This window comes from Tunturibacter gelidoferens (assembly GCF_040358255.1).
In the GTDB taxonomy this organism is placed as follows: Bacteria; Acidobacteriota; Terriglobia; order Terriglobales; family Acidobacteriaceae; genus Edaphobacter; species Edaphobacter gelidiferens.
In genome coordinates this window covers 1,692,210-1,706,189 of sequence record NZ_CP132938.1, presented here as the reverse complement: position 1 = coordinate 1,706,189, position 13,980 = coordinate 1,692,210, and the positions used below count along the sequence as shown (strand labels likewise).

8 protein-coding genes are annotated in these 13,980 nt (G+C 56.7%); 3 read left to right on the top strand and 5 right to left on the bottom strand.

What is annotated here, in order from left to right; translation table 11 throughout:
- The first annotated feature begins 135 nt into the window (after positions 1–135).
- The gene (locus tag RBB81_RS07805; RefSeq protein WP_353073283.1) at positions 136–519 is read left to right on the top strand and encodes a hypothetical protein; all 384 of its coding nucleotides are present in this window, start codon (positions 136–138) and stop codon (positions 517–519) included.
- A 51-nt stretch (positions 520–570) separates the two neighbouring features.
- Here RBB81_RS07805 and RBB81_RS07800 read toward each other — a convergent pair whose 3' ends face one another.
- The 3 genes from RBB81_RS07800 to RBB81_RS07790 form a co-directional block, all read right to left on the bottom strand.
- Positions 571–867, bottom strand: a complete 297-nt coding sequence (locus RBB81_RS07800; RefSeq protein WP_179581416.1) for a hypothetical protein — start codon at positions 865–867, stop codon at positions 571–573.
- A gap of 296 nt (positions 868–1,163) precedes the next feature.
- Positions 1,164–2,993, bottom strand: coding sequence for an alpha-amylase family glycosyl hydrolase (locus RBB81_RS07795; protein ID WP_353073282.1), 1,830 nt, complete (start codon positions 2,991–2,993; stop codon positions 1,164–1,166).
- A 98-nt stretch (positions 2,994–3,091) separates the two neighbouring features.
- The gene (locus RBB81_RS07790; RefSeq protein ID WP_353073281.1) at positions 3,092–6,586 is read right to left on the bottom strand and encodes a TonB-dependent receptor; all 3,495 of its coding nucleotides are present in this window, start codon (positions 6,584–6,586) and stop codon (positions 3,092–3,094) included.
- A 238-nt stretch (positions 6,587–6,824) separates the two neighbouring features.
- On the opposite strand from RBB81_RS07790, the gene RBB81_RS07785 reads away from it, so the two are divergent.
- Positions 6,825–9,044 carry a winged helix-turn-helix domain-containing protein gene (locus tag RBB81_RS07785; RefSeq protein ID WP_353073280.1) on the top strand — a complete coding sequence of 740 codons (2,220 nt, stop codon included), beginning with the start codon at positions 6,825–6,827 and terminating at the stop codon, positions 9,042–9,044.
- Positions 9,045–9,180: 136 nt separating this feature from the next.
- Here RBB81_RS07785 and RBB81_RS07780 read toward each other — a convergent pair whose 3' ends face one another.
- On the bottom strand, positions 9,181–10,314 hold the full coding sequence (locus tag RBB81_RS07780) for a formylglycine-generating enzyme family protein (protein WP_353073279.1): 1,134 nt from the start codon (positions 10,312–10,314) through the stop codon (positions 9,181–9,183).
- 777 nt (positions 10,315–11,091) lie between these two features.
- Here RBB81_RS07780 and RBB81_RS07775 point away from each other — a divergent pair.
- Positions 11,092–12,720 (top strand): sigma 54-interacting transcriptional regulator, encoded by a 1,629-nt coding sequence (locus RBB81_RS07775; RefSeq protein ID WP_353073278.1) that lies wholly within the window; start codon positions 11,092–11,094, stop codon positions 12,718–12,720.
- Positions 12,721–13,012: 292 nt separating this feature from the next.
- Here the strand turns inward: RBB81_RS07775 and RBB81_RS07770 are convergent, their stop codons facing one another.
- Positions 13,013–13,969 (bottom strand): DUF2950 domain-containing protein, encoded by a 957-nt coding sequence (locus RBB81_RS07770; RefSeq protein WP_353073277.1) that lies wholly within the window; start codon positions 13,967–13,969, stop codon positions 13,013–13,015.
- Positions 13,970–13,980 lie beyond the last annotated feature (11 nt).

The window sequence follows — 13,980 nt, the reverse complement described above, 5'->3', positions numbered from 1 at the left end:
CAGTTTACAGTTTGGTTGTGGCGCTCATGGGCTGCTGCCGACAGCCCGCGTCTCTGGATTCTTGAGCCGTTTTCGAAGCTGGTGACCGTGTTGCTTTTCGGTTGAGCGGCAAATTGGGATACCTTGGAGGCGTTTATGGAGAAGGTTGATGTAGTTAGCGCCGTTGCATCTGTAACGGGCTTACCGGCAAATCCTTTTGGAGCAACTGGGTCGCCGTCTATCGCAGTGCCGGCCGGGAGACACCTGGTGGTGGAGACCTTGAGTGTGCAGTTGGACGTGAGTCCGCCGGGGAGTCAGCTCGAGGCTTTCGTGAACTACACCTGTGGGGGCAATAACGTTAGTTTGTTTGTCCCACTAACCTTTGCCTATGCTCAGAGCTCTAATGGCTACGATTTTTATGCCGCTCTGCAGGCGGTGCGTTTGTACGCTGACCCGGGGACGTTTATCGTCGTCACGGGATACAGCCCGGGTGGGTCGACGGGTACGTTGTTCGTAACTGTGTCGGGCTACTTGATCTGAATCAGAGCGCCCTTCTCGTGAATTTGGCTCAGCAGCCCGATCGAAGCCTGATTACATTTTGACGGATTCGACGGTGAGGGAGTCTCCCTTGAGAGTGCCTTCGACCGTGACGTCGTGGCCTGCGTGGGGGACGAGAGTGTCGGGGTTGGTGATCTTGTAGACTTTGTCGCCGACGACGAGGACGGGGGCGGAGCCTCCCTTGATGCACTTGGCTGCGCAGTCGGCACTGTTTTTGGTGCCTTTGTTGGCGCACATGGTGTCGGAGACAAAGCCCTTGAAGGACTCGGCGTAGGCGCCTGCGGTGGTCAAGGCGAGTGCGAGGGTGGTGAGAGCTACGAGCTTTTTCACGAGAGACCTCCAAAGTTTATGGTAGCCGAGATTATAGACCTCGACGTGGGGCGGAAGAGTTGGCGGGTCTATGGAGACATCTTTGTCCGCGAGTTTGTTGGAGAGTTTTTTGGACGGCGTCTTGTGAGTTGATGGAGGGGTTGATGCTTTCAAAAACGCGGCCTGGCAGGGGGAGTTGTTTGGTCTGCTCGAAGCGTTTTAGGCCGGTGGGCTTGGCAGTACTGGCGGGCTTCATCCCACTCTTCGCAAAAGACGCGAAGGATGGGGCACTCAGAATTTTGAACAGTTGGAACTTTCTACTTGAGGTCGAAGATTGCGGCTGTTTGAGGTGCGAGGTGAAGGGTGAGGGTGTTTGTGGTTAGCGTTGCCTCGGAGGATCCGTAGAGGGTGTTGGCCTGTTGAGCGCCTTCGAGTGCGGTGGCCTCGATGTTGACGATGGTGTCGGAGGGCTGGGCGGCTTTGTTTATCGCGACGAGAATGCGTTGGCTGGGCTGGGTGGGGGTGTGGAGGGTGCGGACGTAGACGAGAACGTTCTGGTCAGCGTGGAGGAGTTGCTCGTCTCCGGTCTGGAGGGCTGGATGAGAGCGGCGGAGAGCGAGGAGAGTTTGAAGTGTGGCGAAGGATTGCTGCTGCTCGGGAGTGCGGGAGGATGGGTTGAAGGCGTCGTTCTGCACAGCGCCAGGAGCGGGGACGAAGCCGCCGGGGAAGTCGCGGCGGTTGTCGGGATCTTCGCCGCCGTGCATGGCGATCTCGTCGCCGGAGTAGATCTGTGGCATGCCGCGCATGGTGGTGAGGATGGTGAAGGCGAGCTCGAGTGTGCGCGGGGTTGTCGCGGGGTCGTTAAGGAAGCGGGCTGTGTCGTGATTGCCGATGAAGGGGATAAGGCGCTCGGGGTGCGGATAGAGATTGTCGAGGCGAAGGACGTCGGCCAGCCTGGTCATGGGCGCGTTTTTGAGAAAGACGTCGCGGAGGGCGAAGTATGAGGGGAAGTCGAAGGGGGTGTCGAGGCCGGTGTCGACGCCGGTGCGGGTGACTTCGCCAGCGAATGTGGAGGTGATGGTGGGATCGCTGTTGAAGACTTCACCGACGGTGGTGAGGTGCGGATAGAGTGCATGGAGCTGAGCGTGGAAGCCCTGCCAGAAAGGGCGAGCGACGTATGGGAAGGTGTCGATGCGCAGACCGTCGAGGCCGCCCTGCTCGATCCACCAGATGGAGTTCTGTGTGAGGTAGCGGGCTACGGCGGGATCTTCCTGATTGAGGTCGGGAAGCGTGTTGGCGAACCAGCCTTCGGTTACGTTGTGCTGGTCGCGCCAGGGAGCGTGGGGGTCGGTGAGGGGAGCGAAGTCGCCCTGGGCGATGGTGTGATGCTCGAGGGTGCCGTGGAACCAGGTGGGGTCGGGGCTGTCGCGAACCCAGGGATGGTTGGGGCCGATGTGGTTGGGAACGGTGTCGAGGACGAGCTTCATGTGGCGGGCGTGTAGAGCGGCGGCGAGGTCCTTGAGATCGGCGAGGGTGCCGAAGTGGTCGTCGACGGCGTACATGTCGGTAGCGCCGTAGCCGTGATAGCTCTGACTACCGCGGTTCTGGTAGACGGGTGTGATCCAGACGGTATTGATGCCGAGCTGCTGAAGGTAGTCGAGGTGTTGGGTAATGCCGCGAAGATCTCCGCCATGCCAGCCGCGGGGTTTGGCGAGTTCGGCGGCGTGGTCGGGGCCGTCGTTGGTGGGATCTCCGTCGGCGAAGCGGTCGATCATGATGAGGTACATGACGTCTTTGGAGGAGAAGCCGGCAAAGCTGTCGGAGGAGCTGCGGCGGGACGCGAAGGAGTAGCGGCTCGAGGTTCGGCCGTTGGGTGTGCGGACGTTGATCTGGATTGTTTGAGAGTGCGCGGGTGAGGCAGAGAGCCAGAGTTGCGCGTAGTGGCCGTTGGCGGAGATGACGAGTTTGTTGATGTGCAGCGATGCGTCGCTTAGGGTGAAGTGCGCGGCGGTGAGGTTCTCGCCTTTGACGAGAAGCATGGGCGCAGGCATAGTGGCCCACCAGTTGGGTGGATCGATCTTCTCGATGCGAGGAGATTGGGCGAACGCCGATACGGTGAATAAAAGAGCTACAAGAATACGGCGCATGGACGGAATCTCAAGAGGCAAGAGTGGCGGCTGGTTTGCCGGGGAGAACAGCGGCACCACGAGACTAGCTCAATGATGCCGCCTGAGGTTGCTGCGGGCTAGAAGTTGATGTGAGCGGCGAGCTCAAGCTGGCGTTCGGTGTTGAGGCGAATGCTGTTGATGCTGCCGAAGCCGTTATTTGCACCGCTCGCGTTTGCGCCGGTGGTGAAGATGGTTGTCGATCCGGGAACGTTGACGCCGTCGCGGATGTTGGTGTCGGGGTTGCCGAACTGCGGTGTGTTGAAGAGGTTATAAGCCTGAGCGCGAAATTCTGCGTTGACTCGTTCGGTGATGTGGAAACCTTTGAAGAGACCGAGGTCCACGGTCTTGTAGCCGGGCCCCGCAAAGGCGTTGCGCTGTAGTGTTCCCGGACGGGTGAAGATGCCGGAAGAGTTGATGGGCGGAGTCGCGAAGACACCAGTGAAGAAGGTGCGGTTGTTGGAGTTGGTCGAGCCACCGACTAACTGGCGGGATACCTTGCTGAAGCTGATGAGGTCTGGCCGGTTGTCGATGGTTCCTGGGCTGCCGGTGGTGTTGAGGTCGATCGGCGTACCGCTGTCGAGGGTGACGATAGTGTTGAGTTGCCAGCCGCCGACGACCTCGTCGAGCGCATGGCTCATGTTTGAACCGAACATCTTGCCTCGGCCGACGGGCAGCGAGTAGACGGCGCTGGCGACGAAGACGTTACGCTGATCCTGGTCGGAGTTGCCGTAGTTGGCAGGGAGATCGACTCCCTGCTGGGTGATGAAGATGCGTCCGCTGGAACTTGCGCCTGCGCCTGAACTGAAGGCTCCACTCGAGTTGTCGCGGGTGTGAGACCAGGTATACGCGACGGTTGCAAGGAAGCTCGAGCCGACGTGGCGGTCAAGGTAGATCTGCAGGCCGTCATACTTTGAGGAACCGCCAGCCAGACCCTCGGTGATGGTGCCGCGGTTGGGGAAGAGGCCCTTCGTGGTGCCGTCGAGGACAGGCGAGTTGGCGTTGTACCAGGTCATCAGGTGATCGGATTTGTTGCCGACATACGCGATGTTGAGCGAGGTCGCGTGATCGAGCTGCTGCTGGACTTGCAGGTTGTATTGCGTCACCGAACCGTTCTGATTGTTCTTTGGCACGGCGATGACGGTAGCGTTCGACAGGTTGATGGAGTTGATCGCACCTGGTCCGAAGGCAGGTATGGGAAGAGCTGCGGTTGCGCTGGCTGCGTCGTTAGGAGTGGTTGGGCTTTGACCTGTGAAGGTGATGCGATAGCCGTTGGTCGCGGCGTACTGATTGACTCCATTGAAGCCGGGCTGGTTGGAGAGTTGGTTGCCGACGCCGCCACGGTCGAGGAAGTAGAAGATGCCGTAGCCGCCTCGGAGTGAGGTCTTACCGTTGCCATAGAGATCGTAGGCAAAGCCGATACGCGGTGCGAAGTTGTTCTTGTCGGTATTAATGAGCGAGCGTGAGTTCCCGTTGACGCCTGCAACCTGGAGGGATGCAGTGGCAAAGTCATAGTTCGCCTGGTTGTTGTTCTGCTCGTACGGGTAGGTATAGAGATCGTAGCGAATGCCGAGGTTGAGAGTAAGCCTGCGGGTCGCCTTCCAATCGTCCTGGACGAAGTAGCCGGTCTCGTAGTTGAAGGTTTTGAAGAAGGTGCTGGCTGCACCGATCTCATAGTCGGAGAAGCCAGCGAGGATCTCGGAGGTTTCATATCCTGTGAAGCGTCCCGTTCCGGGATAGTTCACTCCGCCCAGGACGAAGTAGCCTTTGGAGTCATTCCCCTGGAAGAAGTCAACCTCGCGGCGCAGGACGTTGGCGCCGGCTTTCATGGTGTGTTTGCCGCGGGTGTAGGTGACGCTGTCGAGGTACTGGAAGGTTTTCTCGGGGACGGAGTAGGGACCGCCGTCACCGGTGTACTCGATCTGCGTGTTGCTGCCGCCGATAAGAGCGCCGCCTCCCAGAAGGGGGTTGCGGTTTGCATTGACGATGCCGAGATTGGCGGAGATGGGTGTGCCCTGGTCGGGGTTGATGTAGGCGAACTCGGGACGGATGTAGCCGAAGCGAAATTCGTTGACGAGATTAGAGGTAAAGATGTGGGTGTACCCGGCCGCTCCACCGCGTGGGTGGTTTACGTTGGCGCCGGAGGCAAAACCTGCCGGAAGGTTGGTGAAGAGGCTGTTGACGTTGAGGTTGTCCTGGCCGTAGCTGTAACGGACGAAGATCGAATCCTTCTGGGAGACGTGATAGTCGAGGCGCACGTCGAAGTCGTTGAAGTTCTGGATCGCTTTACGGACTGCGAAGTAGTTATTCAGGATGCCGCCGCGGGTGGGTGCGTCGAACGCGTTGAGGTACTTTAGACCGGCGGAGTTGATGCGATTTTGCGGGATGATATTTCCGGCGAAGGGCTGGCACGTTGTCGGATCGTAGATGGCTCCGACCACAAGCGTCGCGTTTGCGGCTGGTGCGGGGCAACCGGTTGCCGAAGAGAAGGCCCCGGGATTGCTGGTGACGTTTTGACCGAGCAACTCGGAGAAGTTGCCTTGACGCATAAGTGCTGTGGGGACGGTGTAGAAGCCGGTGTCCTTTGGCTGTTTCTGACGGAGTGCCTGGTAGTCGCCGAAGAGGAAGATCTTGTCTTTCCAGAGGGGTCCCCCTGCGGCAACGCCGAACTGTTTGCGCTGAAAGGCTGGCGCTGGATTGCCGGGATTGAAGTAAAGGGGGTTGGCGTCGAAGATCTGATCGCGGAAGTATCCGAAGGCCGAGCCATGGATGCTGTTGGTTCCGGATTTGACGGAGTTCTGAAGGATGGCACCGCCGGCGCGACCGAACTCTGCGGGGGCAACGGATGTGGTGACCCGGAACTCCTGGATGGCTTCGGGCGGGGTGAAGAAGACGATGGAATTTACGAGAGATTCGTTGTTGTCGACTCCATCGAGGATGAAGTTGTTGGACTGCTGACGGAGTCCGTTGACCGAGAGAGCGCCACCGCCGGAGTCTGAATAGCGGAAGGTTTCGACGTTACCGTTGCGGCCGCTGGCGTCAGAGTTGAAGGCTCCGCGGGTGACACCGGGGATCAGATTGGCAAGACTGGTAAAGTTGCGGCCGTTGAGAGGGAGATCGGTGACCTGCTTGCCCTCAATGACAGCTCCGGTGGATGAGGTAGAGACGTCGACGACTGGAGCGGCATCGGTTACCTCAACGGTTTCGTTGGAGGAGCCGATGGTCATTTTGAACTCGATGGTCTGGACCTGGGAGACCTGTAGAGCGAAGGACTGATTGACGCTCTGAAATCCGCTGTGGCTGGCTTCAACGCGGTAGTTGCCACGGGGGACGGCGGAGAAGGTGAAATTTCCGTCGTTCCCAGCGGTTACGGAAAGCGTAATGCCAGTGTCAGTATTAATGAGTTTGAGCGTGGTACCCGGGATGACGGCACCAGAGGGGTCGGTAACAATACCAGTGACTCGACCTGTGTCTGTCTGGGCCCGCAGCCCGAGGACTGGGAAGAGCAGCAGACAGAGGAGCAGTAATAATTTGCCGGCGAGTGTCTGCCGATGTCGGTTGAGATCAGTGTGCATGGTGAGGCCTCCAGAGGTGCAACCTGAATGGTGTAATCGCGGTGCAATTCAGGGTCGCGGGAAAACGATGGCAATTTATTTGGGTTCCTCGCCATCGCCTAGTCACCCATTTTCGATAAATCTTTGATCACCTAGTAAGTGATTGATTCGTCTAAGCATTCTTGAGGGTCATCAACAGGCAGTTGATCCGATGAGGTGGTTTTCAGCGTGATAAAGTTTGACTACAAGGAACTTGGTTATGCTCTCTCATCCTGAAGTCGCCTCCAGATTCGGATTCGGAGTTTATGAGGCTGATCTTCAGACCGGCGAACTTTGGAAGGCGGGTCGAAAGATCAAGCTTCAAAGTCAGCCTTTCAAGGTGCTGGCCGTACTGCTAGAGAAAGCCGGCGACGTGGTCACCCGGGAGGAGTTGCAGGTTCGGGTGTGGGGCAAGAACATAGTTGTCGACTTTGATCACTCCATTGGCACTGCGATTAATAAGATTCGGGATGCTCTAGGGGACACAGCAGATAATCCGCGATTTGTGGAAACGCTGGCAAAGCGCGGTTACCGGTTCATCGCGCCTGTTACGGTGCTGAGTGGAACTTCAGCGATCAAGTCGACTGAGTCGATAAACCTTGAGCTCACTTCGGAGTCTGGCTCGGCCCCGGTCGTGTTGGAAGGGCAGCCGGGGACTGCTCCTCAAATTGAGGTCTCCTCCCTTCCGAACGAACTTGATCTAATGCGTCGGCGTCGCAAGGTGTTCGGGTTCTGGCTATGGATCCCGGTGGGAGTCCTGGCGGGTTTGGCTGGGTTTTATTACGGCTCTCGAAGCTCGGGACCTCTACCGCGTATCGAGCGCCTGACGCGGACCGGACGGATTGCGCCGGGCGTGCAGGCCATGGAGAGCCTTCCGGCCTCGGCGACGGATGGGCTACGCATCTATATACCAGTGATTTCAGGAGGCAGATCCGTTCTGGCGCAGGTAGATGTGCGCACTGGGGCGGTCGAGAACCTTCCGCTGCCGAGCGAGATCTCTTCCGCCACGCTTGGAGACCTGTCTCCCGATGGGTCCACGCTGCTGTTGCGAAATCATTTATCTCCGGAGTCGGAGCAGTCCCTATGGACGGTACCGGTTGGTGGAGGCAGTGCGCTGCGGGTGGCCAATGTTGTGGCTCACGATGCGACATGGATGCCTGACGGCAAGAGCATTCTCTACGCCACTGGCAACCAGTTGCTGATCAACAGACCGCAAGATGGCTCCTCTTCCGTGTTCGCCAAATTGCCTGAGCGCGCATTCTGGTTGCGCTGGTCGCCTGACGGGAAAGTTCTGAGATTCACTCTCCTTGACCCGATAAAACACACGTTGGGGCTTTGGGAGGCGTCGAGCGATGGCACGTCGATTCGTCCGATTCTTGGTAATTGGACCAAGCCTTCGTCGGAGTGCTGTGGAATCTGGACCGGCGATGGGAAGTACTTTGTCTTTCAATCGGACCGTGGAGGAAGCAGCGATCTTTGGCGGCTTGAGGGAGAGAGTATCGGCGAACCGAAACGAGTGACGAATGGGCCGTTGAGCTTTGTTGGGCCAGTGACCTCGCGGAACGGGCATCGGATCTTCTTCCTGGGGCTCGAAACCGAGTCCCTTCTTCAGCGTTACGACGCTGGCCGACACGAATTTGTAGCAATGCCGGGATTCCTCGCGGAGGCAAACAGGATTGAGTATTCGCGCGATCGACAGTGGGTCATCTGGACTGATGCATCGGGAAAGCTATGGCGGGCGAAGGCGGATGGGTCGGAGTTGATCCAGATAACACCGGACTCTTTGCAGGTATTTCTCGCCCATTGGTCGCCCGATGGAAAAAGGATCGCAGTGATGGCAAAGGAGTCGGGTAAAGCATGGCAGATCTATTTGGTGCCTGCGGATGGCGGGGCACCCGAGAGACTTCTGCGAGAGAGCCGTAATGCAGCGGACCCATCCTGGTCTGCGGATGGGCAGCAGATCGCCTTTGGGCGCGTGACCGATATTATGGGAAAAGAGGATGGGCCACGAGCCATTCAGATCTTCGATCTACGCACTCACGCGTTGTCGACGGTCCCTGGATCCGAGGGGTGGTTCAGTCCACGATGGTCGCCGGACGGACGTTATATTGCCGCAGTCTCGCTGGACCAACGTAAGCTCTCGCTTTTTGATACGGTACTGCACACTTGGCGGACGATCGCGGAGACTACGGTCGCGGATCCTGTCTGGTCGTCGGATAGTAAGGCGATCTTCTTTCACGCATCGTCGGCCGAGATGCAGCCGATCTACCGTGCGTCGATTCCAGATGGTCGACTGGAGCAGATTGCGAATCTATCAAACTTCAACGGGGGAGATACGGAAGACTATTTTTTCTGCGGCCTGACGCTGGAGAGCGTACCGATCGTGCGATCACGAACTCGGACGGGTAATCTTTATACGCTTGATCTTGATGGCCCCTAGGATTCACGAATACTCCGTTATCGAAACTCAAGATGGTTCTGTTCAGGTTTTTGGAGTTCGGCAGCTCCCGGCATTTGGATTTGGAAATCTGTTCTCTCGTTATCGCCATCGACACAGACGCACATCAAGAACCACCCTACGTCCCATTTTTGACACAACGAAATCCGAGATGGTTTGTGCCGGTGCTGACTTCGCCCTTGCCTCGTGTCCCGACCATATAGCGCGAGCAGTATTGATCCGTGCAAAGATAGGAACCACCTCGATGAACCTTCTTGGGTTCGTTGGGTTCGGCTGGATCGAAAGAGGCATCGGGGCCCTGCGGATTGCGCGCGACCTTACCGGATGCATCTAATTGACGATAGTAATCCGGGCGATACCAGTCGCTGGTCCACTGCCAGACGTTTCCAGCCATGTCATATAGGCCGTATCCGTTCGGAGCGAAGCTGGCTACGGGGGCGAGACCCACGTGGCCGTCCTCTCCGGTGTCGGAGTTGGGAAAATGTCCCTGGTAGGTGTTTGCCATCCACTTCCCTTTGGGACGAAACTCATCGCCCCAGACAAAGGGCTTACCTGCAAGTCCGCCGCGAGCGGCAAACTCCCATTCCGCCTCTGTGGGGAGTCGCTGTCCGGCCCATTTTGCATAGGCTTCCGCATCCTCGTAGGCCACCTGGACTACAGGATAGTTGTCCTTACCATTAATGTTGCTCTTCGGACCAGTCGGATGCCGCCAGTCAGCTCCGTGTACGAAACTCCACCACTGGAAGTGATCGTTCAACGGCACGGAATGATCGGGCGGGGTGAAGACCACCGATCCTGCAATTAGATTTTCTGGAGGAGCTTCGGGAAAGTCCTCTGCTCGAGGCTTGCGTTCTGCCACGGTCACGTAACCGGTGGCATGAACGAACTTTGCGAACTGGGCGTTAGTTACGTCGGTCTTGTCGATGTAGAAGCCGTCCACATAGACCTGGTGGATGGGCCGTGAATCGCGCGTGGCCTGCATGCCTACCTCATCCCCATCAGGTGCATCTGCCGCACCCATCGAAAACTCACCTCCTGGAATCCAAACCATGCCTACGGGCGCGATATGAGGAGCGGGTGTTCCGTTAGCGACCGACGGCTGGAACCGCGTAAGCGGTACGGGTACCGGTTGTCCAACCGGTGTACTCGCCTGTGCCTGCGATGGCGCTGACTTGTTGCACGCCGTCAGAAGCAGTGAGAGCGAGAGAGCCAGACTCAAGTTCAGCGCGTTGAAAGATCTTCGCTTAATCACCTGTGCACTCCATGCTCCTTCGATTCGGTGGTGGGAGATTTGGAACCTTCAACGCTTGCAACAACGCCGGGGTTCCCGCTGGTGTCAAGGAGTAGGCATCGCAAGTTTACTGAACCTTAAGAGGATCTGTTGGATATATCGCTATCGGCACTCGCAATCTCTATCGCGGGACGGCAGTACTGAGGCATCAGGAAAGCTGCTTTCAAAACACAACCTTGCAGAGCAAGCTTACAACCGGGGTCGCTTTTGCTCTCTATACTGCAGGTTATTGCTGACAATGGACTTACGCTTGCAAACAAAAAAGCGATGAAAACGTTGCGTTTCGATAACCTCCTGCTAACCGGAGGCAACTTCGATCAATCGGCAGGTACATCGGCTGGTCGCCTTGGATATTCCGGCTTGGTGCGCGTTCCTCTAAATCTGTGGAAGCAGGTCACTATCTGCACTTCTGTGTCTAATAAACACTGCGCCTCAATGTCTGCTATCTACACTTTGTAAAGATTTTAGCGTCAAACAGTTGCCTTAGCTCGGTTTTAGGTAGACAGTAAGTGCATTCTCTCCAGCGAGTTTCAGAATTCTCAAGGGAATCACCACCCTGACGAAACTGGCCGTGATTGGGAGATTATTGCTGTGGACATTCGTCTCATAGGCCATAGGGCCGATTTCCAGGATAGGCCCAACTAATCCAGACTTACATGAATGTTAACCGAGTAGTTCGTGTCCGGGCCCCTAGAGATTTACTTAGAGAGAGGTCACATGTCGAGGCGAGCTCTTAGTATGGCGGCAGAAAGATTGAACGATTCGCCAGCTCAGGCGGGTGTAGATGACCAACTCCGGTTTGAGATGTTGATGACGGAGCTTTCGGCGAAGTTCGTGAGCGTGACATCTGCGTCAATCGATCATGAGATTGTCGAGGCTCAAAAGGACATTGTGCGTGCTCTGGGGCTTGACCGCAACACTTTGGTGCAATTACGTGATGACGAACGTTTCGTCGCCACTCACAGCTGGCAACTCCCGGGCCTACAGCCGTTTCCTGGCTTCGCCGTCAAAGATCTACCTTGGATGGCGAGCGCAATCCTTCGGGGCGATGTGGTTTGCTTTTCGCGAATCGACGACTTACCCGAGGAAGCAGTTTCGGAGAGGCAGGTTGCACGCAAGTTCGGGCCTCGCTCCAACCTAACCTTTCCACTGAAGGTCGGCGGCAGAGTGATCGGCGCGATGGCCTTTGGCACAGTGCGTCATCAACGGGAGTGGCCCGATGTCGTCGTGAACCGGCTGCGGGTTTTTGTCGAGATAATAGGCAGCGCTCTTGCGCGCACGCGCGCAGAGGACGAAATCCAGAGAGCGCTCGAGGAAGTGAAGCGCTTACGTGACCAACTTCAACGAGAAAATATGTATCTGCAACAAGAGATAAAGACGGTTCGGGGCTGCAGAGGCCTCGTCGGCGAAAGTTACGCTCTTCGACGCGTGTTGGAGCAAGTTGAACAGGTAGCACATACCAATTCCAGTGTGCTGCTAGTGGGCGAAACTGGCACCGGAAAGGAACTTATTGCGAACGCTCTCCATGAACTCAGCCCTCGCAGAGACCGCCCGATGGTACGGCTAAATTGCGCGGCAATCCCAGCAACCCTTATTGAAAGTGAACTATTCGGTCGAGAGAAAGGAGCGTACACGGGCGCACTTTCGCGCCAGGCTGGCCGTTTCGAAGTAGCACATCGTTCAACGTTGTTCCTGGATGAGGTGGGCGAATTGCCTCTCGAAGTGCAGGTAAAGTTACTCCGCGCACTTCAGGAAAAGCAGGTTGAACGACTTGGGAGCTCGAAGAGCATCTCTTTCGATGTGCGAATCATTGCAGCAACCAATCGAGACTTGGATAAAGAGGTTCGTGAAAAGCGATTTAGAGATGATCTCTACTACAGACTGAACGTCTTTCCCATTCGGATGCCGGCGCTACGAGAACGCCCAGAAGATATTCCGCTACTAGTTCAGTCGTTTGTACATGAATTTGCAAAATCATTTTGTAAGCCTATTGAGTCTGTCGACAAAGGCAGCGTACGCGCGCTGCAACTGTACCCCTGGCCCGGCAACATTCGCGAATTGCGAAACACTGTCGAACGGGCAATGATCCTCGCGAATGGTTCGAGACTCTTCATCAGCCCCCCGAGCGATTCATCGAACAATTCAGCTCCCAGTTTGCTTCTCAGCGACGCTGAGCGCGGCCATCTGTGCAACGTGCTTGCGATGACGGGATGGCGAGTTCGCGGAAAAGATGGTGCCGCTGAGCTTCTTGGGGTTAAACCTACGACACTGGATTCCATGTTGGTAAGGCATGGGATCGCCCATGGGGGCGAGCGGTCCAAGTCGCTCAGTCCGATGAACGCTCGATCCTTCGAGGAGTGGCTCTAATTCGTCGGCGTCTATCTCGAACGGCCGAAGAGCGGACGCATGACACAGCGTCGTCGATGACCACCGTCCGCTTGGATATCCATAGACATGGGAGTTAGTCGCGGTACTTAGACCTCTTCGAGGTTTGGCACCGCGGTGCCAGATTCCTCGCACCCACCACGGCTAGCAGTAATACCGGTACGGGCAGAAGCGTTGAGACCTTCTTCCATGAAACTTTTTCAGCATTTCGCCTGAACCCATCGTATTCATAGAGATCACCTATATCGCTCGTACAAAAAACTAGTGATTTCGTTTATTGCTCTACGATGGTCCAGCTGGAGTCGGGATCGAACTCGCTCATGGCGCTCGCTGTCACGGTTGTCGTCTTTCCCAGATCCTTTTGAAGGAGAACGCCATCCTGGTTGATGATGAAAGTCATCACTCCGGAGTTGCCATAAGTCGCAGGATAGGCTACGAATGCGAATCCACCGGTCATCTTCCCATTAACCGCATACTCCTTCGCTCCACTTGGCGCATTTGCGGTTTGGCCCTTCAGCATGCGGAAGTAGTATCCATGAAACGCCGTGTGTCCCTCCGAATTAGCGCTATACCCGTCTGAGGCTGCGGCCGCCGCGAGGGGGCCGAGTGGGCTCGCGGGCTGTCCATCTGCAGATTTCCAGTACAGGCCGTTCTGCTTGTTCGGATCACTGATGAACTTCGCCGCGTACTCCCTGGCCTTTTCGCCGTCATGAGGATGAGCGAAGTACTCTGCTTGTGCATCCGCTGCCGCTTCACAGGCGTCGATGATTGCCAATTCATTCCTGCCGATGCGGCGGTTCAGCACCTCTTCCTTGCCTGCCGCGGTATCGAAGAACCACTTCCCGTCGGTATTCGTCTTTAGCGGAATTGGGAAAGGAAAGTTGTCCGCTCCCACCAAGAGGATTTGCGAATTATCTGGCATCTTGCGCCAGCGGTGCATCTGCACATATCCGGCTACAAACAGGTCGAGGGTGTGCTTATCCTGCACAGCGTCTCCAGAGTTGATCAACTCTCTGGAGTCCGGGCCGAAGATTGTCGTCAGTACGTTTTGATCTCCGGACTTCGCTGCAGTCAACAGAGCGTTGCCGGCGTCGTCCGGCGAAGCAAACACACTCAATGAAGACGCACTCGTCGAAGGCTTCTCAGATTCTTTGCACGCGACCAAAGGCAGTAGGACGGCCAGAAAAAGAAGCTGTAGTGTGCACAAAAGTTTGTGGCGTGTGAGCGACATTTCATCCTCCA